Below are 22,153 nucleotides of genomic sequence, written 5' to 3'. Positions count from 1 at the left end.
GGGCCCCGCTACGGCCCCGCCGGCTCCCGCAGCTCCTTCAGCAGCGCGATGTCCGCCGCCGCCTTCGGCCCCTCCGGGCCGCCGCCCGGAGTCTCGATGATCAGCGGTACGCCGGCTATCGCCGGATGCCGGATCAGCTCGCGGAACGCCTCGGCGCCGATCTGCCCGGCCCCGATGTTCTCGTGCCGGTCCAGGCGCGATCCCACCGCGGCCTTGGAGTCGTTCGCGTGCAGCAACCGCAGCCGCCCCGGGCCCGCCACCTCCACCAGCTCGTCCAGCACCTGCTTCGCGCCGCCGCTCGCCGCCAGGTCGTGGCCCGCGGCGAAGACGTGGCAGGTGTCGAGGCAGACGCCGAGCCGCGGGTGCCGGTCCAGCAGGTCCAGATAGGCGCCCAGCTCCGGCAGCCGGGAGCAGAGCGAGAAGCCCTGCCCCGCGGTCGGCTCCAGCAGCAGCGCGGGCGCGTCGGGGTCGTCGTCCAGCTCGTCGAGGAGCGGCAGGGTCAGCTCCCGTACCTGCGCGAGCGCGGTCTCGCGGGGCCGTCCGCCGGTCGCCGAGCCGGTGTGCACCACGACGCCGCGGGCGCCGATCGCCCGGCCGCGGCGCAGCGAGTGCCGCAGCGAGGCGACGGAGTTCACCGCGGTCGCCGGGGTGTGCGAGCCGAGGTTGATCAGGTACGGGGCGTGCACGTACACCGGGATGCCGTCCTCGGCGCAGCGCCTACGGAACTCCTCGTCCTGCGCCGGGTCGCCGGGCGGCGTGGCCCAGCCACGGGCGTTGGCGACGAAGACCTGGACGGCCTCCGCGCCGATCTTGCGCGCGTGCGCCAGCCCCTTCGCGGCCAGCCCGCCGGCGACGGGCACGTGGCTGCCGACGGGGTTGCGGGCGCGGGCGGCGGGCCGGTCGGAGCGTCGTTCAGGGGGCGTACGGGAGGACACGTCACCTGACCCAGAGGGTGATCTCGCTGCCGCGCGGCGCCTCTTCCCCGTCGTCCGGGGACTGCCGCCAGACGGTGTCGCCGAAGAAGATCTGGTTCACGTCCGCGCTGAAGCCGGCGTCCTCCAGCGTCTGCTCGGCGTCGTCCACGCTCATGTCGACCACGTCCGGGACCTCCAGCACCTCGGGGCCCTTGGAGATCGTCAGCGTGACCTTGTCGCCCTCGCCCAGCTCCGTGCCCGGCTCCGGCGAGGTCTCCGCGACGGTGCCGGCGTCCTCCTCCGAGTACACCGTCTCCGTGGCGACCTCGACCGCCAGGCCCTCCTCGCGCAGCTCCTCAGCCGCGTGGCTCTGGTCGTCGCCGACGACGTCCGGCACCTCTATCGGCGCGCCGCGGCTGATGACCATCGCCACCGCCCGGCCTGCCTTGATCTTCTCGCCGTCCTCCGGGTCCGTGCTGATCACGCGCCCGGCGGGCAGCTCCTCGCTGAACGCCTCCCGCGTCACGCCCGGCTTCAGCCCGGCGTCGCTCAGCTTGTCCTTGGCCTCGTCGAGCGGGACCGCGTACAGCTCGGGGATCTCGACCATCTCCGGACCCTTGGAGAGCACGAGCGTCACGGAGTCGCCCTGGCGGATGCGGTTGCCGCCCTCGGGGTCGGTACGGATGACGAGGCCGGCCTTCACGGTGTCGCTGAAGTCCTCCCTGACGTCCGCGTCCAGGTCCTCGCCGGAGAGCATGCTCCGCGCCTCGGTCTCGGTCTTGCCGAGCACGAAGGGGACCTTGGTGAACTGCCCGGAGTTTATGTACCAGACGCCCGTGCCGACGCCCAGCAAGAGCACCGCCGCCAGCAGCGCCAGCAGCCCGAGCCGCGGCTTGGGGCGGCCCGGCCGGGCCTGGTCAGCGGGCGCGGGCGGGCCCGGCGGCCGGCCGGCGGCGGTGCCCGGGGGTGCCGCGGCGGGCGTCTCCAGCACGCTGGTGACGTTGAGCCGCTCCTGCGCCGGGGTGGCGGCCGAGCTCGGGACCACGGCAGTACGGTCCTCGGAGCCGATCCGCTCCTCGGCGACGGCCTGCGGCGGCACCGCGTCCAGCTCCGCGTCGGTGAGCTGCGCGCGGGCGCTCCGTACGGACGACAGCAGCTCTACGGCGTCCGCGGGGCGCGCCTCGCTGCGGCGCGCGGCGGCGGTGGCGACCAGGTCGTCCAACTGCGCGGGCAGCCCCGGGACGACGGCGGACGGCGGCTCGACGTCCTCGTGCAGGTGCTGGTAGAGCACGTGCGCGGCGTGCTCGCCGGCGTGCGGCTTGGCGCCGGTGAGCATCTCGTAGAGCATGACGCCGCAGGCGTACACGTCGACCCGGGGGTCGGCGGCGCCGCGCTCGATCTGCTCGGGCGCCAGATACGACACGCTGCCGAGCACGGCGCCGGTCGAGGCGGTGGTGTGGGTGTTGACGGCGCGGACGAGCCCGAAGTCGGCGACCTTGACCCGGCCGTCGTCGCCGATGAGGACGTTCTCCGGCTTCATGTCGCGGTGCACGAAACCGGCCCGGTGTGCGGCGCCGAGCGCGGCGAGCACGGGCTCCAGGATGTCCAGCGCGGCCCGCGGCTGGAGCGCGCCGCGGTCGTGCAGCACGTCGCGCAGGGTGCAGCCCGGGACGTACTCCATGGCCAGGAAGACGTGCGGGCCGTCGGTGCCCTGGTCGTAGACGCCCACGACGTTCGGGTGGGCGAGGCCGGCGACCGACTTGGCCTCCAGGATGAACCGCTGGACGAAGGAGGCGTCGGCGGCGAGCGACGGGTGCATGACCTTGACGGCGAGCACCCGGTCGAGCCGGGTGTCCAGCGCGCGGTAGACGGTCGCCATGCCGCCGGCGGCGATGCGTGCGTCGACGCGGTAGCGCCCGTCGAGCATCTGCCCGACCATGGGATCTCCCCACCCTCCCGGCGGATGGGGGGACGGGTCCAGAGTCGTGTCCACGAACCGCAGTCTACGAGGTGAGGGACGCGTTCCCGTCACCATTGTGCTGCAGTACGTTCCCGAAGGCGTGCCGGTACGGGGCCGGGCAGTTCACGCGAACGCGGGCCGCTCCGGGTCCGGCCCGGGCTCCTCGTCCCGGCCGCCCCCGGGGCCCAGCTCCGCGACTCCTGCCCCCGGGGAGGACGCGCGCGCGAAGTGCCGGCGCGGGATGCGCCCGGCGCGCGCCGCGAGCCGGCCCGCGGCGATCGCGTACCGCATCGCCTCCGCCATCAGCACCGGCTCCTGCGCCCGCGTCACCGCGGACGCCAGCATCACCGCGTCGCAGCCCAGCTCCATCGCCAGGGCGGCGTCTGAGGCGGTGCCCGCGCCGGCGTCGAGGATGACGGGCACCCCGGCGGCCTCCGTGATGAGCTGGAAGTTGTGCGGGTTGCGGATGCCGAGACCGGAGCCGATGGGGGAGCCCAGCGGCATCACGGCGGCGCAGCCGGCGTCCTCCAGCTTGCGGGCGAGCACGGGGTCGTCGTTCGTGTACGGGAGCACGGTGAAGCCGTCGTCGACGAGCGTCTCGGCGGCGGCCAGCAGCTCGACCGGGTCGGGCAGCAGGGTCCGCTCGTCGGCGATGACCTCCAGCTTCACCCAGTCCGTGCCGAGCGCCTCGCGGGCCAGCCGGGCGGTGAGGACGGCCTCGCCCGCGGTGTAGCAGCCGGCGGTGTTCGGCAGCACGCGGATGCCGTGGCGGCGCAGCACGTCGAGCACGGAGCCGTGCACGCCGGGGTCGACGCGGCGCATCGCGACGGTGGTCAGCTCGGTGCCGGAGGCGAGGAGGGCGCGCTCCATGACGTCCAGGCTGCTCGCGCCGCCGGTGCCCATGATGAGGCGGGAGGAGAAGCGGACGCCGGCGATGGTGAGCGGGTCGGCGCCGGTGAGGTCTGCGGGGGCGGGGGCGGGGGCGGTGCTGGTCACGGTGGTCAGCCTCCCTGGACCGCGGTGAGGATCTCGACGCGGTCGCCGTCGCCGAGGGTGGTGGTGGGCCAGTCGCCGCGCGGCACGACGTCCTCGTTGACGGCGGCGGCGACGCCGCGGTGCGCGGCGGTGAGGGTGGCGACGAGGGCGTCGAGGGTGAGGTCCGCGGCGATCGGGCGGGGTGCGCCGTTGACGGTGATGGTGGGTGCCTGGGCAGGGGAGTCGGTACGGGCGTCGGTACGGGTCTGCGTGGCGTCCTGGGTCATGCGTGCTGCCGCCCTTCGTGCTGCTGGTGCGTACGGCCGAACCGGGTGGCCGCGAACGGGCGGGCCACTTCGGGGAGTTCGCCGCCGGTGAGGACGGCGGCGAGTGCGTCGCCGGTGACGGGGGTGAGGAGCACCCCGTTGCGGTAGTGGCCGGTGGCCAGGTGCAGCCCCGCCAGGGCGGTGGGGCCCAGCAGCGGCGCGTTGTCGGGGGAGCCGGGGCGCAGCCCGGCGCCGGTCTCCACGAGCGGCAGCTCCGTGAGCCCGGGCAGCAGCTCGTGCGCGTCGCGCAGCAGCTCGTACACGCCGCCCGCGGTGACGGTGGTGTCCCAGCCCAGCTCCTCGCTGGTGGCGCCGACGACCAGCTCGCCGCTCTCCCGCGGCACCAGGTACACGCTGCTGCCGCGTACCACGGCCCGTACCGTACGGGACAGGAACGGCGTCCCGGCGTCGGGCATCCGCAACCGCAGCACCTGCCCCTTCACCGGCCGCACCGGCGGCCGGACCGCCTCCGGCACTCCCGCCAGGCCGCCGCTGCGGCTGCCCGCGGCGAGCACCGTCTGCCCGGCGTCGAGCCGGGTGCCGTCCGCCAGCTCCGCGCCCGCTGCCCGCTCGCCTGCGCCCGCGCCCGCGCCCGCGATCCGCAGCCGTATCGCGAGGCTGCGGTGGAAGGCGACCCCGGCCCGCTCGCAGGCGGTGACGAGCGCCGCGGTCAGCAGCCGCGGGTCGGTCTGGTGGTCGCCGTCGACGCGCAGCCCGCCGCGTACCCCGGGCGCGAGCATCGGCTCCAGCCGGCGGCACTCGCTGCCGCTGAGCCACTGTGCGGAGAGCCCCAGCCGCTGCTGGAAGCCGTGGAGTTCGCGCAGTTGGGCGCGGTCGTCCGCGTCGAGCGCGACGGACAGCGCGCCGCAGCGGCGGTAGCCGATGTCCCGGCCGGACGCCTCCGCCAGCTCGGCGGCGAACGCCGGATAGCGCTCCGCGGCGGCCAGGTTGAGCGCCAGCAGCGCTTCCTCGCCGTAGTGGAGTTCGGTCACGGCGGCGAGCATTCCGGCCGCGACCTGCGCGGCGCCGCCGCCGGGGGCCGGGTCGGCGACAGCGGTGGCCAGCCCGCGGCGGGCCGCCTGCCAGGCGGTGACCAGGCCGATGACGCCGCCGCCGACGACGAGGACGTCGTACGCGGCATCCGCCGTGCGCGGCGCGCCGGTTGCGCCCGCCGCGGGCGCCGCGGGCGGTGCCTGGAGCGGTGCGGCAGGTGGTGCCGCGGGTGTCGTGGTGGGTTCCGTCGGGGGTGTGTCGCGTGGCTGCATGGGCGCGTTCGCCCCTCCCTTCGCCGGCATGACCCGGATCAGGTTCGTACGGTCGGGGGCCGCCAGCCCCCCTCTCAGCCCGGTGCGCCGGGCTCCCGCGAGTCTTCCCGGCCACCCTAACTCCGTACGCCCGGCTGCTGTAAGGGAGCCTCGTTAGCGGGCCGGGCGCGAGCGGGGGCCGACGGGTGCGGCATACAGTGATCGGTGTGACCGACGCCGAACCCGACCGCGCCCCCGCCGACCGGGCCGCCAGCCGCCCCAGCCGCGCCGCGGACCCCGCCGCGGACCCCGCCGCGGGCACCGTCGTCGTCGGCGCCGGCATGGCCGGCGTGCAGACCGCCGTGGCGCTGCGCGAGCAGGGGTACCCGGGCGCCGTCACCCTCGTCGGCGCGGAGCCGCACGACCCGTACGACCGGCCGCCGCTGTCGAAGGCGGTGCTGCTGGGCAAGGCGGAGGGTTCGGCGTTCGAGGTGGACTTCGCGGAGTACGGCATCGGGCTCCGGCTGGGGCTGCACGCCGACCGGTTGGACACCGCGGGGCGGGTGCTGGAGACGGACGCCGGGCCCGTGCCGTACGGGAACCTGGTGCTCGCCACCGGCGCGGCGCCGATCCCGCTGCCCGGCGCCCCGGCCGGCGCCACGCCCGGCGTGCACCTGCTGCGCACGCTCGACGACGCGGCGCGGCTGCGCGCGGTGCTGGTGCGGCGCAGCCGGGTCCTGGTGGTCGGCGCGGGCTGGATCGGCGCGGAGCTGACCACCGCGGCGCGCGAGCAGGGCTGCGAGGTGACGGTCGTGGAGGCCGCCGGGCATCCGCTGGCGGCGGCGCTGCCCGCGGAGGTCGCGGCGCCGATGGCCGCGTGGTACGGGGAGAGCGGTGCCCGGCTGCTGACGGGGCGCCGGGTCGAGCGCGTCGAGAGCGCCGGCGAGGGCGGCCCGGTCGCGGTGGTCCTCGACGACGGCACGGAGCTGACCGCCGACGCCGTGGTCGTCGGCATCGGCGCCCACCCCACCACCGGCTGGCTCGCCGGCTCCGGCGTCGAGCTGGGCGGCGACGGGGCGGTGCGGGCCGACGAGCGGCTGCGTACGAACGTGCCCGGCGTCTGGGCCGTCGGCGACTGCGCGTCGTTCCCCTCCGCGCGCTACGGTGAGCGGCTGCTGATCCACCACTGGGACAACGCGCTGCAGGGCCCGACGACGGTCGCGGCGGACATCGCGGGGGTGCCGGGCGGGGCGTACGACCCGGTGCCGTACTTCTGGTCCGAGCAGTTCGGCCGCTTCGTGCAGTACGTCGGCCACCACACGGACGACGACGAGCTGCTGTGGCGCGGCGACCCGGACGGTTCCTCGTGGTCGGTGTGCTGGCTGCGCGCGGGACGGCTCATCGCGCTGCTGGCCGTGGGCCGGCCCCGGGACCTCACCCAGGGGCGCAAGCTGATCCACGCCGGCGCCGCGCTGGACCGCGAGCGGGCCGCCGACGCGGCCGTACCGCTGAAATCGGCCGCGCTGTGACGCCCGCGGCGCGCCGCGGGCTGCGTCGGCATCCCCGCATCCGGGGGTGCTTCGCGGTGATATGCCTCCCTTTGGCGCTGCCCTGTACCGGCGGGCGGTCCGAGATGGCAGGCTGGGGGGTGTGACCGAGATTGATGCGAAGATCGATGCTCTCGTCCCCTCCTGGCTCACCCTTCCCGACGTCGCGGAGAAGCTCGGCGTCGAGGTGACCCGCGTGCGGCAGTTGGTCAAGGAAGGCCAGTTGATCGCGGTGCGGCGGGGTGAGAACAACACGCTGCAGGTGCCCGCCGAGTTCATCGGCGAGGGGAAGGTCGTCAAGGGCCTCACCGGCACCCTGACGCTGCTCAAGGACGACGGCTTCAGCGACGCGGAGGCGCTGGAGTGGCTGTTCACCCCCGACCCCTCGCTTCCGGGGACTCCCGCGCAGGCGCTGCGTGAGAACCGCGGGACGGAGGTCAAGCGCAGGGCGCAGGCACTGGCTGTGTAACCTCGCGGGGCCGGGCGCGCAGCCGCGGGTCCGGCCCCGCGACCGTACGGGACCGTACGAGGGGGGAGTGCCGCATGACGGCCGGAACCGCCGCCCGCGCCACCGCCGACGCCCGCGCGCGGCTCGGCGCCGCGCAGCTCTATCTGTGCACCGACGCCCGTACGCGCCAGGGCGACCTGCCCGAGTTCCTCGACGCCGTGCTGGCCGCAGGCGTGGACATCGTCCAACTGCGCGAGAAGGGCATGGAGGCGCGCGAGGAGCTGGCGCACCTGGAGGTGTTCGCCGACGCCTGCCGCCGGCACGGCCGGCTGCTCGCCGTCAACGACCGCGCCGACGTGGCGCACGCCGCCGGCGCCGACGTGCTGCACCTGGGCCAGGGCGACCTGCCCGTGCCCGCCGCCCGCGCCATCCTGGGCGCAGGGCCCGAGAACGTGCTGATCGGCCGCTCCACCCACGCCGAGGCGGAGACCCGCGCCGCGGCCGAGGAGCCCGGCGTCGACTACTTCTGCACCGGCCCGTGCTGGCCCACCCCCACCAAGGCCGGGCGCCCCGCGGCCGGCCTCGGCCTCGTCCGGTACGCGGCGGGGCTCGGCACCGACCGCCCGTGGTTCGCCATCGGCGGAATCGACCTCGGAAACCTCGACGAGGTCCTGGCCGCGGGCGCCCGCCGCGTCGTCGTCGTGCGCGCCCTCACGGCCACGGAGGACCCCGGAGCTGCGACGGGCGAGTTCGTACGGCGGCTGTGCGCGGCCCGGAACGGTGACGTCCGGTAGTCGCCGGGGCGGCCCGGGGCGCCGCGTCCCGGCCGGGCAATTGAGCTGGCCGTCTTGGGTCCGGAGGTGACCGGCGGTTAACCTGCCGCGTATGGCCACCGGCATCGCTTCGACCAGGAATGATCGCGCAGTCACTGTTCGTGAACTGCTCGCGTCCGGCAAGCAGTCGTTTTCGTTCGAGTTCGCCGCCCCGAAAACCGACAAGGGCGAGCGGACCCTCTGGAACGCCGTACGGCGCATCGAGGCCGTACAACCGACCTTCGTCTCCGTGACGTACGGCGCCGGCGGCTCGTCCCGCGAGGGCACGGTCCGCGCCACCGAGCGCATCGCCACCGACACCACCCTCACGCCCGTGGCGCACCTCACCGCGGTCGACCACTCCGTCGCCGAACTGCGCAACGTCATCGGCCAGTACGCGGACGCCGGCATCCGCAACATGCTCGCGGTCCGCGGCGACCCCCCGGGGGACCCGATGGGGGAGTGGGTCGCGCACCCGCAGGGGGTGTCGTACGCCGCTGACCTGGTCCGGCTGATCAAGGAGTCGGGCGACTTCTGCGTCGGCGTCGCCGCCTTCCCCGAGCGGCACCCGCGGTCCACGGACTGGGACAGCGACATCCGGCACTTCGTCGACAAGTGCCGCGCGGGCGCGGACTACGCGATCACCCAGATGTTCTTCCACGTCGAGGACTACCTGCGGCTGCGTGACCGGGTGGCCGCCGCCGGCTGTACGACACCGATCATCCCGGAGATCATGCCGGTCACCAACGCCCGGCAGATCCAGCGGTTCGCCGAGCTGAGCGGGGCCACGTTCCCGCCGGAGCTGGCGGATCGGGTTCTCGCGGTCGAGGACGACCGGGCCGCGGTACGCTCCATTGGCATCGAGTACGCCACGGACATGTGCGAGCGGTTGCTGTCCGAGGGAATCCCCGGACTGCACTTCATTACGCTGAACCACTCCACGGCAACGCTGGAGATCTACCAGAACCTCGGACTGCACCGGCGGTCCTGAGGGCAGGCACCACCTAGCGGGGGCGGAAGAGAGGCACGTGATGGGCGACTTGGCCTGGTTGGCCCTCTATGCCATGTTCGGGCTCGTCGCGCTGTGGCTGCTCTGGGAAGTGCTGATGCAGTACAAGGCCCCGCTGCGCTGGCGCGCGCTGGCCTTCGTCGGCTTCCTCTGCGTGGTGCTCGGCGTGCTCATGCCGTCGGTGGTCGTGATCGGTCTCGGCGTGGTGGTGTTCGCGCTCGGCCAGGTCAAGGTCACGCTCTCCTACCGCAGCGGCTACTCCGACGGCTGGGCGGTGAACAGGCGCGGGGAGGACGAGGACTACGGCGGCGGGTACGAGGCGCAGGGGTACGACGCGCAGGGGTACGACGACGGCGCGTACGACGGCCGCCAGGCGCCGCCGCCCCCGGAGCACGCGGCCGCCTACCCCGCGTACGCGCCGGAGAGCGCGCCGCCCGCGGCGCAGGAACAGACCTCGCAGTTCTCGCCCTTCGGCGACGAGCAGGCCCTCGCGGGCGCCGCCCCCGGGCAGCAGACGTACGCGGGCGGCTACGACGCGTACGGCAACGGGAGCAACGGCGCCGGCTACGACTCCGGCAGCTACGCGACCACCTCCGCCTACGACTCCGGCAGCTACGCCACCACCTCCGCCTACGACTCCGGCAGCTACGCCACCACCTCCGCCTACGACTCCGGCAGCTACGCCACCACCTCGGCGTACGACAGCGGCAGCCACGGCACGACCTCCGCCTACGACACCGGCAGCCACGCGACCACCTCCGGCTACGAGGCCGGGGGCTACGCCACCAACGGCGCCGGCACGAACGGCTACGGGGAGGACCAGCAGATATACCCGGACACCGGCGGCTACGGCACGGAGCACCAGTACGCCGGGTACGACGCGGCCGCGCCCGCCCCGGCCGGCTACGCGGACCCCTACAGCGGCACGGAGTACGCCGCCCCGGCCCCGCCGCAGTACTACGACTCCACGCAGGGCGGCGGGCAGCAGTACGACACGGGCGGCGCCGGCTACCCCGGCTACGACCAGCAGCAGTACGGCCAGCAGTACGCCGAGGGCTACGACACCGGCCAGCAGCCCGCGTACGGCCAGGAGAACTACGGGACGGCGGGCGACAGCGTCTGGATGCCGCAGCAGCGCGACGCGGACCCGCTGGGCGCCGAGGACCCGTACGCGCAGCAGCAGGGCTACCCCGGCTACGAGCAGCAGCAGTACCGCTACTGACCCCCGACTGACCGCCCCCGACTGACCGCCCACGCGCCCCGCCCCGCCCACGCGCGCCCTCAGCGGGAGCCGCGGAAGTCCGCGCCCTCCGTGATCAGCCCGGCGACCAGGGCCCCCGACATCCCCGCGTGCGCAAGGCCGCCGCCCGGGTGCGCCCAGCCGCCGACCGCGTAGAGCCCCGGCACCGCCGTGGTGTTCGGCAGCGGCAGATACGCGCCCCCGGCCCCCGCCAGCGCGGGCCCCGGCACCGCGCCGCCCGGGTCGCCCGTCTCGGCGGCGGTGTCCGCGGGCGTACGCACCTCGCGCCACAGCACCCGCTCCGCCAGCCCCGGCACCGCCCGCCCGGCCGCCGCCACCATCCGGTCCGCGAACGCCCCCGCGGCCTTCTCCCCGCCCTCGGCGGCCCACGCCCCGGCCGGGACGACGGCGGTCACCGTCACCGCCTCGTGCTCGGCGTCCGGGCGCTGCGCGGGGTCGTCGGGGCGCAGCACGGTGACGGTGGGCGCCGGGTCGGGCCCGGGCTGCTCACCGTCGAAGATCCAGGCCAGTTCGCGCGCGGGGGCAGAGGAGTGCACGACGGTGCGGTGCACGGCGTCGCCGTCCCGCGCGCCGCGCAGCGCCAGGCAGACGGTCATCCGCGCCGGTACGGACCGCGCCGGCGCCGGGGTCCCGCCGTCTCCGTACGCACCGGGTGCCAGCTCCGCCAGCCGGGCCCGCGGCACCCCGGCGATCACCGCGTCGGCGTCCGCCCGCCCGCCGCCGGCCAGTTCGACGCCCGCGGCCCGGCCGTCCCCGCCCACCCGGACGGCGACCACCTCCGTGCCGAACGCGAACTCGATCTTCCGCTCCAGGCAGCGCTCGTACAGCGCGTCCGCCAGCGCCCGCATGCCGCCCCGCACGTACCAGCCGCCGAAGGTCTCCTGCGCGTACGGCAGCATCGCCGTGCCCGCCGGCGCGCGCCGCGGGTCGAAGCCGTACGCCAGCGCGTGCTGCGCGAGCATCGTCCCCAGCGTGGGGTACGCGCCCAGCTCGCCCGCGCCGACGTCGGCCACCGTGGCGGGCGGGGCGGCCGGGCGGGGGCCGCGCAGGCGGCGCAGCAGCCCGCGTCCTGCGGGCGGCGGGGGCGCGGGGTAGAGGTCGGCTGCCAGCGCGCCCGGTTCTGCGGGCAGGGGCTCCTCGACGAGCGGGCGGCGGGCGGCCTCCCAGACCCGGCGGCCCCGGTCGAGCAGGGCGGTCCACGCCTCGCCCGCGCCAGGCCCCGCGGCGGCGTCGAGGGCCCGTACGACGCCCGCGCGGGAGGCGTTGGGCAGGGTGGCGGCGGTGCCGTCGGGGAAGACGTGCCGCTCGGCCGGGTCCACCGGCACGAGTTCCACGCACTTCTCCAGCTTCCGCCGGCCCGTCTTGAGGAACAGGTCGCGGTAGACCGCGGGGAGGTACAGCACCCCGGGTCCGGTGTCGAAGCCGAAGCCGTCGCGCTCCAGCCGCCGTACGCCGCCGCCGTGGGTGCCGGAGCGCTCGTGGACCGTCACCCGGTGGCCCGCGAGGGCCAGCCGCGCGGAGGCGGCCATGGCGCCCATGCCCGCCCCGACTACCGCGATCTCTGCCATGGCCCGGACTTTATCCCGCTCCCCGCGCGGCCCCGCGGGCGGGAGCGGTGGGGCTGGGGGTGCGTACTCAGTCGTGAGTATGCGTACTCAGATACCTGCTTGAGTATCCGAGCGGATGGGCCCCGACCTGCACAAACGGCAAAGTGAAGGGCGTGGGAAGGACGCAGTACGGGGCCACGGACCGCCGACACGGGGTGGCGGAACGGGACCCCGGTGCCGACCCACGAGGGGGGAACGGGGGAAATGGGGGGAAGCTGCCCCGGTGGTGGAGCGACGGGGGATCGCTTCGCGCCGGGGCAGCGCCCTTTCCACGGGTGCCCGCCCCGGCCGGGGCGCCGCTCCGCCCCGGGGCGGCACCGGTCGGCGCAATTGCCGCGGAGGGTGCGGTCAGGGGCATCGTCGCTGGTAGCTGGGCAGTTCAGGTCGATTGTCAGTGGGGTGCGCCACGATGGGCACAGACGAACGAACGACTGAAGGACTGACGCTGACAGGAGGCAAGCCATGGCAGCCGAGCCGGCTTACGCCCCACCGAGTGATGTCCACCCCGTCCTGCGCCCGGGCAGTGCGCCCAAGGCGGCGCTGGAGCTCCTCGCGCAAGCCCACGCCGGTCTGGCGGAGGCGGCGGAGATGGAGACGGCGAACGAGCGCTACTCACTGGCCCACCTCGCCGCGCTGCGCACTGCCGCGGCGGTCCTGGCGGTCCGCGGGCGGCCGGAGCCGACGCCGCGGCGCAGGCAGCGCATCCGCAGCGCGTGGGAGGTGCTGCCGGAGGTCGCGCCCGAACTCGCCGAGTGGAGCGCGATGTTCGCGGCCGGCGCCCGGCTGCGGGCCCGCGCGGAGGCGGGCATCAGGGATGCGGTCGACGAGCAGGAGGCGGCCGATCTCCTGCGCGCGGCAGGCATGTTCACGCGCATAGTCGAGCGGATGCTCGTCGTCCAGCCGCTGATACGTCCCCAACCGGGCCCGGAGGCGCGCTGAGGCGCTGCGCGCCGGGCGGGGCGGGCCGCGTGGGTCCGGTGGCACGCGTCCGGCGGGCCGGCCCGACCGGCCGGCCCGCGCGCGCAACCGCCGCGGGGAGGCCGGCGCGCACGCCGCGGCGGCGGGGCCGCGCGGGCCGCCCCGCGTGCTCGGGCCTGTCGTTTGGATCTTCGCCGGGCTCGCTGGGGGACCAGCCCACGTGCAAAGCGCTGTGGGGGAGCCTGGCACCGCGTCTCGCGGCGTTCGTCGTCGGTCGACGACGCTCCGCGATGCGCCGCCCAGGCGACAGACCCTAGACGTGCCGGACGCGGCGCCGGGCGCTTCCGCGGTCGCCTGCCGCCGTCGGCCGTGCGCTCGCGGTCCCGGGCGCCGACGGCGATACCGTTCACCTCACCTCACCTCACCTCACCTCGCCGTGCCCGTCGCCCCGTTCGGGCCGCGGGCGTGCGCGGAGACCGTCCCGCCCGGGGGTGCCGGGACCGTCCGCCGGGGCACGGGACGCGGATGCGCAGCCTCTAAGCTGGGCCACGCCCGATCTTCGAGGAGCGCTCCATGCCCCGTACGACACCGCACGACCACCTGCCGCGCGCGTCGCTGCGCGCCGCCGTCGTCTGGGAGGCGCTGGAGGACGCCCTGGCCCGGCACGGAGCCGCCGGGCAGGGCGGCGCGGACGCCGCGGCAGGCGGCCGGGCGCTCGACGTGCTGGACACCGGGGGCGGTACCGGCGGCTTCGCCGTGCCCGCCGCCCTGCTCGGGCACCGGGTGACGGTCGTCGACCCCAGCCCGAACGCGCTCTTCGGGCTGCAGCGCCGCGCCGCGGAGGCCGGCGTCGCCGACCGGGTGCGCGGCGTGCAGGGCGACATCCACGCCCTGTTCGACGTCGCCGAGCCCGGCGCGTACGACGCCGTGCTCTGCCACGGCGTCCTGGAGTACGTCGACGACCCGGCCGCGGGCCTCGCCAACGCCGTCGCCGCGCTGCGGCCCGGCGGCCTCCTCAGCGTGCTGGCGGCGGGCCTCGGCGGCGCCGTGCTGGCCCGCGCGCTCGCCGGGCACTTCTCCTCCGCCCGCCGCGCGCTCACGGGCGGAGACGGCCGCTGGGGCGAGGCGGACCCGGTGCCGCGCCGGTTCACCCCGGAGGAGCTGACCCGGCTCGTCGCCGCCGCCGGCGTGGACGTACGGGCCGTACAGGGCGTACGCACCTTCTCCGACCTGGTGCCCGACGGCCTCGCCGAGTCCGAGCCGGGCGCGCTCGACGCGCTGCTGGAGCTGGAGCGGGCGGCAGCGGAGTCGCCGGCGTTCCAGCCGGTGGCGGCGCAGCTTCATGTTCTGGGCGGCCGGAAGTGATAACCGGTCCGCCCGCGGGCAAAGGTGCAGTAGGCCACAGGCCACCCGTTCGGCCCCGGCGCGCCGTATGATCTGAGTCAAGGCCTGCTGCGGCGGGCAGGCCCAGATCCGCGCCGCGGATCGGCGGATTTGGCGCAGAGGGGCGGGTTTCACGGGGGCGCATACCTGCCTATCCTGGAGGTGCCGCGTCCCGGTCGCCCCCAAGCGACCGACGAGTAGGAGGACTCCGTGCCGCTCTCGGAGCACGAGCAGCGCATGCTCGAGCAGATGGAGCGAGCGCTGTACGCAGAAGATCCCAAGTTTGCGACAGCGCTTGAGGGAAGCAGGCTGCGCACGTACACCCGCCGTCGGGTGTACCAGGCGGTAGCCGGTTTCCTGGTGGGTATCGCGCTCCTGATGGCCGGAATGGTCGCGCAGCAGATCTGGGTCAGCGTGGTGGGCTTCCTCGTCATGCTGGGATGTGCGGTGCTCGCCGTCACCGGTTGGCGCAGGACTGCGAACCCGGGCGAACAGCAACAGCAGCAGCCGGGCGATGCCGCGGCCCCTCAGGGCGGTCAGCAGCGTCGCAGGACCCGGCAGCGCCGTTCCATGATGAACAGGATCGAAGAGCGGTGGCAGCGCCGCCGCGACGAGGGACGCTAGGCCACCAGGTCCCTCCCCGTGCAGAGCTCCCCGGGCCAGGCCCGCGGGAGCTCTCAGCACGCGGTACCCCTTATGGTCCTGCCGGGTGCCCCTAGTCCGGGCACGATCGGCTCCCCGGCGACCGCACCTCGCGGAGTGTGCCATTCCCGTTACGCCCTCCGCGGACGAAGTCCGCGCACGGCCGTCCGTACGAAGTCCGCGTGAGACGTGTCCGTACGAAGACCGCCCGAGACGTGTCCGTACGAAGCCCGCGCGGAACGTGTCCGCACCCGGCCGCAGCCCTCGCGTCACCCGAACGGCCCTGCCGCGCACCCGCGCGGCAGGGCCGTTCCGGTCCGCCTCTCCTGCGTCCTACGCCCGCTGCCGCGACGGCCGCAGCGCCGCGCCCGCGCGCCGCAGCGCCCCGCGCCAGCGCCCCGTCACCGCCGCCCAGCGCGCCGACACCGACCACAGCAGCCGCACCGACGAGCGCGGCGCCACCGCCGCGCGCAGCCGCGCGGCCGCGCCCGCGTCGCGGCCCATGGCCGCCCGCGCTCTCCGTACGTCTTCCGCCAGCCCGTCGACCTGCCGCGGGCGCGGCGCGTAGAGCGTCTGCTCCACCGCCCCGGCCACCCGCAGTGCCGACTGCGCCGCCGCGCCGTCCAGGTTGCCGAACCTGATGAGCGCCGCCGCCGTCGTCCGCGGCGTCTGCGACTCGTCGGGTGGCAGCCCGAAGTCCCAGGCGGAGTCGATCAGTTCGCGCCAGGCCGCCAGCGGCCCCGCGCCCGGGCGGAGCCGCCGGGCCCGTTCCCGTACGCGCCACATGGCCGGCAGCGACGGCAGGAGCAGGAGCAGCAGCACCCCGGCGACACCCGCCGCGATGCCCGCCGCCGGCGGTCCGCTGTCCGTCGGGCCCGCGGCCCCGCCGCCCGCCGCCTCGTCGTCCGCGCAGCCGCCCTCCCGGCGCAGCGCCGCCGGGCAGTCGTCCTCCGACGCCGAGGGGGTCGGGGTCGGGGCCGCCGAGCTGCCGCGGTCCGGCAGCTCGTTCGCGGGGTCGCCGCTGCCGCCGGGGGTGTCCTCCATCGTGTAGTCGGGCAGCGTGCCGCGGGTCGGGGTCGGCTCGAAGCGGGTCCAGCCGGCGCCCTCGAAGTACAGCTCCGGCCAGGCGTGCGCGTCCTGCAGCCCCACCGACATCGACCCGTCGCTCTGCGCGGTGCCGGGCACGAAGCCGACCGCGACCCGGGCGGGGATGCCGAGGGTCCGGGCCATCGCGGCCATCGTGAAGGAGAAGTGGACGCAGAAGCCCTGCTTGTCCTCCAGGAACCGCAGGATCGCCTCGGGGTCGGAGGCGTCGAGGTCGGTCTCCGTGTCGTAGACGAAGTTGGTGGTGAAGTAGTCCTGCAGCGCCAGCGCCCGCTCGTAGTTGTTCGCCGAACCGCGGGTGATCTCCTGTGCCTGCCGGCGGACTTCGTCCGGCAGCGAGTCGGGCACCTGCGTGTACTCCTCGCTCAGCGCCGGGTCCGGCGGCGGCGCGGTGGCCAACTGCCGCGCGGTGGGCGCCATGAGGAGGCTGGTGACCTGGTACTCGGCGCCGCCCGTGGTGGTGCCGCCGTCGCCGACGACGGACCGCCCCTCCGGCTCGTAGCGCCAGTCGCCCCCTATGCGCACCTGGTACGCGGGGTACGGCATCGGCAGCCACTGCTGCCGGAAGTCGTCGTCGGCCCGTACGTTCAGGGTGATGGGCGCGGACGTGATCTGGCTGTTGGAGTAGCCCTGCGGGGTGGGCAGCGGGTCCGGGATGTCCTCGATGCTGCGGCGCGAGGGCTGCCAGGAGGTGCCGTCGAACCGGTCGAGGGCGACGAAGCGCATGTACAGCGCCGAGTTCTGGGCGCCGTCCTCGGCGCGGTAGCGGAACACCTCGCGGTTCTCCGGCTGGTTCAGGCTCTGCTGCAGCCGCACCACGGGGTTGATCGCGGTGACCGTACCGCCGCCGGGACCCTGCCCGGGACCGGTGGTCTTGCCGTCCAGCAGCCCGCCGTCCAGCGACGGCAGCGCCGCCGGTACGACGAGCGCGAAGCCCAGCGCCACGGCGCCGATCCGCCGGCCCGTACGCACCGGGGCCACCGGCCGGCCGCTCCCGGGCTCCGCGGCGCCCGGCGCGCCCACGGACTGCCCGCCGCCGAACATCCGCCCCCACTGCGCCAGCCGGTCCCGCCCCTCGGCGAGCAGCAGCAGCAGATAGCCGGCGCCGGCGAGCAGGAACGTCAGCCAGCTCCCGCCCTGGTTGAGCCCGGCGGCGACGGAGTACAGCGCGAGCAGCGGCAGCCCCGCGGGCGCGGCGCTGCGGAACGTCACCGCCACCGCGTCCACCAGCAGCGCCACCCCGGCGATGCCGGAGAGCAGCATCAGCTCTATGCCGTCGGTGACCGGGGCCGGGATGGAGTAGCGCGAGACGTCGTCGCTGCCCTCCTGGAAGAGCTGCCGGAACTCCTCTATCGCCGCGGGGTTGGGGAGCACCCCGCCCGTCGCCTGGTCGGCGGTGAAGAGCATCGTCAGCAGCACCACCGTGACCGCGGTCTGCGCCAGCACCGTCAGCGGGCGCGCCAGCGGGATGCGGCGCGCGATCATGCCGACGCCGCCGATCACGACGACGACGAAGATCGCCTTGAAGAACCAGGTCATCCTGTCGGTCAGCGGCAGCAGCGCGGTGGCGGCCAGCAGGGATGCCGCCGCCGCGCAGATCGTGAGCCGGGCCCGTCCGCTCATCTCAGCCCTCGCCTCCGCGTGCCGCCGCGGCGAGCTGGCCGGCCTGGTTGCCGGCCTCCCGCCACAGGTCGCCCATCGTCGTTCCGGGCCGTACGGACAGCACCGTCCAGCCCGCCTCGCGGAGCTGCCGCACCCGCTCGGCGCCCTCCGCTGCCGCGCCGTTCGGGCCGCCGGGCGCGCCCGCGCGCGACTCCCAGGCCGCGCGGTCCGTCACGAACGCCACGCCCGCGGCCGTACGCTGCCGCATCCGCGCGGCGAGCGCGGCCTGTTCCTCGTCCAGCTCGCCGAAGAACGCCACGAGCAGCCCCTCGTGCGCGCCGCGCAGCACGTCGTACGCGGCCGAGACCGTGTCCAGCTCGGAATGGTCGATGACGGCGAGGGTGTCCAGGAGTATCCCCGCCGCGTCGGCCGACTCGCCGCCGCGGGAGTTCAGCGCACCGTCGACGCCGGCCCCCAGCTCGCCGCCGTCGGTCAGCAGCCGCACGGTGTAGCCGCGCTCCAGCATGTGCAGCGCGACCGAGGCGGCGCCGGAGACGGCCCACTCGAAGGGCGAGTCGGGTCCCGCGCCGGTGTAGGCGTCGCGCCGGGTGTCCAGCAGCACCGTGCAGCCCGCGCGCTGCGGCTGCTCCTCGCGGCGGACCATCAGCTCGCCGTACTTCGCGGTAGAGCGCCAGTGCACCCGCCGCAGGTCGTCGCCGTGCCGGTAGCCGCGGGGGATGACGTCGTCCTCGCCGGCCAGGGCGAGGGTGCGGTGCCGGCCGTCGCCGTAGCCCGTGGCCTCGCCGGCCAGCCGGACGGGGGCCAGCGCCTCGGTGCGCGGCACGACGGTCAGGGTGTCGTACGCGCTGAAGGAGCGGGTCATCTCGCACATGCCGAACGGGTCGGAGAGCCGCAGTTGCAGCGGGCCCAGCGGATAGCGCCCGCGCAGGTCGGAGCGGACCCGGTAGGTCACCTCGCGCTTGCCGCCCGGCTCCACCCGGTCCAGCACGAAGCGGGGCCGGGGGCCCAGCACGTACGGCAGCCGGTCCTGGAGCATCAGCAGCCCGGTGGGCAGCCGGGAGACGTTCTCCAGCCGCAGGTGCACCCGGGCCTCGGAGCCCGCGGGCACCCGGGCGGGCGACAGCTTGCGGCTGCCGCCGACGCGGTAGCGGGTGCGGTGGAGCACGGCCGCGCACACCAGCGGCAGCGCGGCCAGCAGCAGCCCCACCCGCAGCAGGTCGGGCTGGCCCAGTATGTAGCTGCACGCGCCGGCCGCGAGCCCGGCGGCGAGGAACGAGCGGCCGCGCGTGGTGGTGCCGGCCAGGGCCGTACGCAGCCCGCCCGCCTGGGCGTCCTGGCCGGCGGGCGGCGCGGCGGGGGCGGGCGGGGGCTGGCCGGACATCAGAACCGCCGGCCGTCCGGGCTGTGCGGGCCGCCGTACGCGGGTGGCATCTGCGGCGGCCGCCGCATGTCGGCGGCGGGCACCGGCACCTGCTGGAGGATCTCGGCGACGATCTGCTCGGCCGTACGCCGGTTGAGCTGGGCCTGCGCCGTGGGCAGCAGCCGGTGCGCGAGCACGTGCACGGCCAGCGCCTGCACGTCGTCGGGCAGCGTGAACTCCCGCCCCGCCAGCGCGGCGGCGGCCTTCGCCGCCCGCAGCAGGTGCAGCGTGGCCCGCGGCGAGGCGCCGAGCCGCAACTCCTGGTGCTGCCGGGTGGAGGTCACGAGGTCCACCGCGTAGCGCCGGACGGAGTCCGCGACGTGCACCGTGCGCACCGCGTCGATCAGCTTGACGATGTCGTGTGCGTGCGCGACGGGCTGGAGGTCGCCCAGCGGCGAGACCCCGCCGTGCACGTCCAGCATCTCCAGCTCCGCCTCCGGGCTGGGGTAGCCGATGGACAGCCGGGCCATGAAGCGGTCGCGCTGGGCCTCGGGCAGCGGGTACGTGCCCTCCATCTCGATGGGGTTCTGGGTGGCGACCACCATGAACGGGCTGGGCAGCTCGTACGTCTGCGTGTCGATGGTGACCTGCCGCTCCTCCATCGACTCCAGCAGCGCCGACTGGGTCTTGGGGGAGGCCCGGTTGATCTCGTCGCCGATGACGATCTGGGCGAAGATCGCGCCGGGCTTGAACTCGAAGTCCCGGCTCTGCTGGTCGTAGACGCTCACGCCGGTGATGTCGGAGGGCAGCAGGTCGGGTGTGAACTGGATGCGGCGCACGGAGCAGTCGATGGACTTCGCCAGCGCCTTGGCGAGCATGGTCTTCCCGACGCCCGGCACGTCCTCGATCAACAGGTGGCCTTCGGCGAGCAGGACGGTCAGCGACAGCCTGACCGCCTCGGGCTTGCCCTCGATCACGCTCTCCACCGACCGCCGGACATCGTCCGCGGTACTGGTCAGATCGCTGAGGCTCGCTCGCTCGTCATACGTCGTCACCGGCCCTCCTCGGCCCGTCGCACGGGCCGTGCGCCGCGGTCGCGGTCCGGCCCTCCCCGATACCGTGGTGCCCGTGCGCCGCCGGCCCGGCCGGGGCGTAACGGAGCCACCACACCCGCATTCTTGCTGCCGAATGCCGGTTTCGTCAGTCGCCCGCCGTGATTTGCTCCGCGGACACCTCGCGGAGCAGCCCCGTGCGCACGTCGAACACGAAGCCTCGCACGTCGTCGGTGTGCAGCAGGAACGGGGAGGTCTCCACCCGGCGGATCGACTGGCGCACGTCCTGGTCCAGGTCGCGGAACGACTCCACCGACCAGGCCGGCCGCTGGCCGACCTCGGCCTCCAGCTCGAAGCGGAACTCCTCGGTGATGCGGAGCAGGCCGCAGTCGGTGTGGTGGATCAGGACCACGCTGCGGGTGCCCAGGGCGCGCTGGCTGATGGTCAGCGAGCGGATGGTGTCGTCGGTGACCACGCCGCCGGCGTTGCGGATCGTGTGGCAGTCGCCCAGCTCCAGGCCGAGCGCGGCGTGCAGGTCGAGCCGGGCGTCCATGCAGGCCACCACGGCGACCCGCAGGACGGGCTTGGCGTCCATGCCGGGGTCCTCGAAGCCGCCCGCGTACCCGCGGTTGGCGGAGACGAGCCGGTCGGTGACGGTGGGGGCGGCGACGGCGTTCTCAGCGGACGACGTGCTCTCAGCGGGCGTCATACATACGACGGTATCCGGGCCGGGCGCCCCTGCCCGGCCCGCGTGAGGTAGCCCACAGGGAGCAATCCCGGCGGCACGCGCCCGCCGCCGGGAAGGGGGCGCGCCTTCGGTGCTTGATTGACCGGGGGGTGCAGTGGGCTAAAGTGACGCGAAGTGGGAGCCGTGGCGCCCCCTTTCATGCGGTTCGCCCGTCGCCCGTGCGGCCGGCGGCCCGCTCCGGGCCAGGCCGGCGCCGCCGCGCAGGCGGCTGCGGCCGCTCCCCTTCGGCGATCGGGCGGGACAGGAGGCGGCACCGTGAACGACGCACGCGCCGCTGTCCACGTCCCCGTCATGCTCCGCCGCACCACGGAACTGCTGGCCCCGGCGCTGTCCGCGCCCGGCGCGGTGGCCGTCGACTGCACGCTGGGCCTCGGCGGCCACAGCGAGGCCCTGCTCGCCGCCCACCCCGGGCTGCGGCTCGTCGCGCTGGACCGCGACCCGGCCGCGCTGGAGCTCGCGGGCAGGCGGCTGGCCCCGTACACCGGGCGGGTGACGCTGGTGCACGCGGTCTACGACGAACTGCCCGCCGTGCTCGACAAGCTGGCCGTGGGCCACGTGCAGGGGATCCTCTTCGACCTGGGCGTGTCGTCCATGCAACTGGACGAGGCCGGGCGCGGCTTCGCGTACGCGCAGGACGCGCCGCTCGACATGCGGATGGACCAGACCAGGGGCGTGAGCGCGGCCGAGGTGCTGAACACGTACCCGCCCGGCGAGCTGGTGCGCATCCTGCGCGCGTACGGCGAGGAGAAGCAGGCGCGGCGCATCGTCGAGGCCGTGGTCAGGGAGCGGGAGAAGGAGCCGTTCGCGCGCAGCGCGCGGCTGGTCGAGGTGATCCGCGAGGCGCTGCCGCAGGCCGCCAAGCGCACCGGCGGCAACCCTGCGAAGCGGACGTTCCAGGCGCTGCGCATCGAGGTCAACGGCGAGCTGTCGGTGCTCGAACGGGCCGTGCCCGCGGCCGTCGCGGCGCTGGCCGTCGGCGGCCGGATCGCCGTGCTCGCGTACCAGTCGCTGGAGGACCGGCTTGTCAAACGGGTGCTGGCGGCCGGTGCCGCGAGCACCGCGCCGCCCGGGCTGCCGGTGGTCCCCGAGCACCACCAGCCGCGGCTGCGGCTGCTCACCCGCGGCGCTGAGCTGCCGGCGGAGGAGGAGATCGCGGAGAACCGCAGGGCCGCCCCCGCGCGGCTGCGGGCGGCGGAGCGGATCCGGGAGGACGTGTGAGC

Annotated in this window: 19 protein-coding genes and 1 riboswitch; of the genes, 9 read left to right on the top strand and 10 right to left on the bottom strand. The window is 75.3% G+C overall.

Annotated features, from left to right (window positions below):
- Positions 1-8: 8 nt before the first annotated feature.
- From OG946_RS07950 to thiO, 5 genes are all read right to left on the bottom strand, one after another.
- Positions 9-935, bottom strand: a complete 927-nt coding sequence (locus tag OG946_RS07950; protein WP_326795429.1) for a deoxyribonuclease IV — start codon at positions 933-935, stop codon at positions 9-11.
- A gap of 1 nt (position 936) precedes the next feature.
- Positions 937-2,853: a Stk1 family PASTA domain-containing Ser/Thr kinase gene (pknB, locus tag OG946_RS07945; RefSeq protein WP_326795428.1), complete on the bottom strand. Its 1,917-nt coding sequence runs from the start codon at positions 2,851-2,853 to the stop codon at positions 937-939.
- 144 nt (positions 2,854-2,997) lie between these two features.
- On the bottom strand, positions 2,998-3,870 hold the full coding sequence (locus OG946_RS07940; RefSeq protein WP_326795427.1) for a thiazole synthase: 873 nt from the start codon (positions 3,868-3,870) through the stop codon (positions 2,998-3,000).
- 5 nt (positions 3,871-3,875) lie between these two features.
- On the bottom strand, positions 3,876-4,136 hold the full coding sequence (gene thiS / locus OG946_RS07935) for a sulfur carrier protein ThiS (RefSeq protein WP_326795426.1): 261 nt from the start codon (positions 4,134-4,136) through the stop codon (positions 3,876-3,878).
- Positions 4,133-5,440, bottom strand: a complete 1,308-nt coding sequence (gene thiO, locus OG946_RS07930) for a glycine oxidase ThiO (protein ID WP_326795425.1) — start codon at positions 5,438-5,440, stop codon at positions 4,133-4,135. Before thiO ends, thiS begins: the two co-directional genes overlap by 4 nt.
- A riboswitch (TPP riboswitch) is annotated at positions 5,439-5,549 on the bottom strand. Its footprint overlaps the gene before it by 2 nt.
- A gap of 88 nt (positions 5,550-5,637) precedes the next feature.
- On the opposite strand from thiO, the gene OG946_RS07925 reads away from it, so the two are divergent.
- The 5 genes from OG946_RS07925 (at position 5,638) to OG946_RS07905 (ending at position 10,457) form a co-directional block, all read left to right on the top strand.
- On the top strand, positions 5,638-6,948 hold the full coding sequence (locus tag OG946_RS07925; protein ID WP_326795424.1) for an NAD(P)/FAD-dependent oxidoreductase: 1,311 nt from the start codon (positions 5,638-5,640) through the stop codon (positions 6,946-6,948).
- A 121-nt stretch (positions 6,949-7,069) separates the two neighbouring features.
- A complete protein-coding gene (locus OG946_RS07920; protein ID WP_326795423.1) occupies positions 7,070-7,435 on the top strand; it encodes an Rv2175c family DNA-binding protein in 366 nt (121 codons plus the stop codon).
- 74 nt (positions 7,436-7,509) lie between these two features.
- Positions 7,510-8,208 carry a thiamine phosphate synthase gene (gene thiE / locus OG946_RS07915; RefSeq protein WP_326795422.1) on the top strand — a complete coding sequence of 233 codons (699 nt, stop codon included), beginning with the start codon at positions 7,510-7,512 and terminating at the stop codon, positions 8,206-8,208.
- Between the two features lie 91 nt (positions 8,209-8,299).
- Positions 8,300-9,217, top strand: a complete 918-nt coding sequence (gene metF, locus OG946_RS07910) for a methylenetetrahydrofolate reductase [NAD(P)H] (protein WP_326795421.1) — start codon at positions 8,300-8,302, stop codon at positions 9,215-9,217.
- Between the two features lie 40 nt (positions 9,218-9,257).
- Entirely contained in the window at positions 9,258-10,457 is a 1,200-nt protein-coding gene (locus OG946_RS07905) for a hypothetical protein (protein ID WP_326795420.1), read from the top strand.
- Between the two features lie 59 nt (positions 10,458-10,516).
- Here the strand turns inward: OG946_RS07905 and OG946_RS07900 are convergent, their stop codons facing one another.
- On the bottom strand, positions 10,517-12,064 hold the full coding sequence (locus OG946_RS07900; RefSeq protein ID WP_326795419.1) for a phytoene desaturase family protein: 1,548 nt from the start codon (positions 12,062-12,064) through the stop codon (positions 10,517-10,519).
- A 501-nt stretch (positions 12,065-12,565) separates the two neighbouring features.
- On the opposite strand from OG946_RS07900, the gene OG946_RS07895 reads away from it, so the two are divergent.
- The 3 genes from OG946_RS07895 (at position 12,566) to OG946_RS07885 (ending at position 15,028) form a co-directional block, all read left to right on the top strand.
- Positions 12,566-13,042, top strand: coding sequence for an SAV_6107 family HEPN domain-containing protein (locus OG946_RS07895; protein WP_326795418.1), 477 nt, complete (start codon positions 12,566-12,568; stop codon positions 13,040-13,042).
- Between the two features lie 552 nt (positions 13,043-13,594).
- Complete coding sequence (locus OG946_RS07890) at positions 13,595-14,386, top strand: methyltransferase (protein ID WP_326795417.1); 792 nt, start codon at positions 13,595-13,597, stop codon at positions 14,384-14,386.
- A 228-nt stretch (positions 14,387-14,614) separates the two neighbouring features.
- Positions 14,615-15,028 carry a DUF3040 domain-containing protein gene (locus OG946_RS07885; RefSeq protein WP_018844112.1) on the top strand — a complete coding sequence of 138 codons (414 nt, stop codon included), beginning with the start codon at positions 14,615-14,617 and terminating at the stop codon, positions 15,026-15,028.
- Between the two features lie 351 nt (positions 15,029-15,379).
- Here OG946_RS07885 and OG946_RS07880 read toward each other — a convergent pair whose 3' ends face one another.
- The 4 genes from OG946_RS07880 to OG946_RS07865 all read right to left on the bottom strand — a co-directional run bounded on the left by OG946_RS07880 (position 15,380) and on the right by OG946_RS07865 (position 20,894).
- Positions 15,380-17,773, bottom strand: coding sequence for a transglutaminase TgpA family protein (locus tag OG946_RS07880; RefSeq protein WP_326795416.1), 2,394 nt, complete (start codon positions 17,771-17,773; stop codon positions 15,380-15,382).
- A gap of 1 nt (position 17,774) precedes the next feature.
- Positions 17,775-19,154: a DUF58 domain-containing protein gene (locus OG946_RS07875; protein ID WP_326795415.1), complete on the bottom strand. Its 1,380-nt coding sequence runs from the start codon at positions 19,152-19,154 to the stop codon at positions 17,775-17,777.
- Positions 19,154-20,188, bottom strand: coding sequence for an AAA family ATPase (locus OG946_RS07870; RefSeq protein ID WP_326795414.1), 1,035 nt, complete (start codon positions 20,186-20,188; stop codon positions 19,154-19,156). Before OG946_RS07870 ends, OG946_RS07875 begins: the two co-directional genes overlap by 1 nt.
- Positions 20,189-20,333: 145 nt before the next feature.
- On the bottom strand, positions 20,334-20,894 hold the full coding sequence (locus tag OG946_RS07865) for a beta-class carbonic anhydrase (protein WP_326795413.1): 561 nt from the start codon (positions 20,892-20,894) through the stop codon (positions 20,334-20,336).
- A 294-nt stretch (positions 20,895-21,188) separates the two neighbouring features.
- Between OG946_RS07865 and rsmH the strand changes: the two genes are divergently transcribed.
- Positions 21,189-22,151, top strand: a complete 963-nt coding sequence (gene rsmH / locus OG946_RS07860) for a 16S rRNA (cytosine(1402)-N(4))-methyltransferase RsmH (RefSeq protein ID WP_326795412.1) — start codon at positions 21,189-21,191, stop codon at positions 22,149-22,151.
- Positions 22,152-22,153: the final 2 nt, after the last annotated feature.

The organism is Streptomyces sp. NBC_01808 (genome assembly GCF_035917395.1).
GTDB lineage: Bacteria > Actinomycetota > Actinomycetes > Streptomycetales > Streptomycetaceae > Streptomyces.
Note: the sequence above shows the minus strand (reverse complement) of the source record. Positions and strands in the feature narration are given on the sequence as shown.

Bases quoted from the DNA above. Each gene is read 5' to 3' on its own strand.
- OG946_RS07905 (WP_326795420.1), top strand. From the start codon at position 9,258: ATGGGCGACTTGGCCTGGTTGGCCCTCTATGCCATGTTCGGGCTCGTC.
- thiE (WP_326795422.1), top strand. From the start codon at position 7,510: ATGACGGCCGGAACCGCCGCCCGCGCCACCGCCGACGCCCGCGCGCGG.
- metF (WP_326795421.1), top strand. From the start codon at position 8,300: ATGGCCACCGGCATCGCTTCGACCAGGAATGATCGCGCAGTCACTGTT.
- OG946_RS07890 (WP_326795417.1), top strand. From the start codon at position 13,595: ATGCCCCGTACGACACCGCACGACCACCTGCCGCGCGCGTCGCTGCGC.
- OG946_RS07875 (WP_326795415.1), bottom strand. From the start codon at position 19,154: ATGTCCGGCCAGCCCCCGCCCGCCCCCGCCGCGCCGCCCGCCGGCCAG.
- OG946_RS07900 (WP_326795419.1), bottom strand. From the start codon at position 12,064: ATGGCAGAGATCGCGGTAGTCGGGGCGGGCATGGGCGCCATGGCCGCC.
- thiS (WP_326795426.1), bottom strand. From the start codon at position 4,136: ATGACCCAGGACGCCACGCAGACCCGTACCGACGCCCGTACCGACTCC.
- OG946_RS07865 (WP_326795413.1), bottom strand. From the start codon at position 20,894: ATGACGCCCGCTGAGAGCACGTCGTCCGCTGAGAACGCCGTCGCCGCC.
- OG946_RS07880 (WP_326795416.1), bottom strand. From the start codon at position 17,773: ATGAGCGGACGGGCCCGGCTCACGATCTGCGCGGCGGCGGCATCCCTG.
- OG946_RS07895 (WP_326795418.1), top strand. From the start codon at position 12,566: ATGGCAGCCGAGCCGGCTTACGCCCCACCGAGTGATGTCCACCCCGTC.
- pknB (WP_326795428.1), bottom strand. From the start codon at position 2,853: ATGGTCGGGCAGATGCTCGACGGGCGCTACCGCGTCGACGCACGCATC.
- thiO (WP_326795425.1), bottom strand. From the start codon at position 5,440: ATGCAGCCACGCGACACACCCCCGACGGAACCCACCACGACACCCGCG.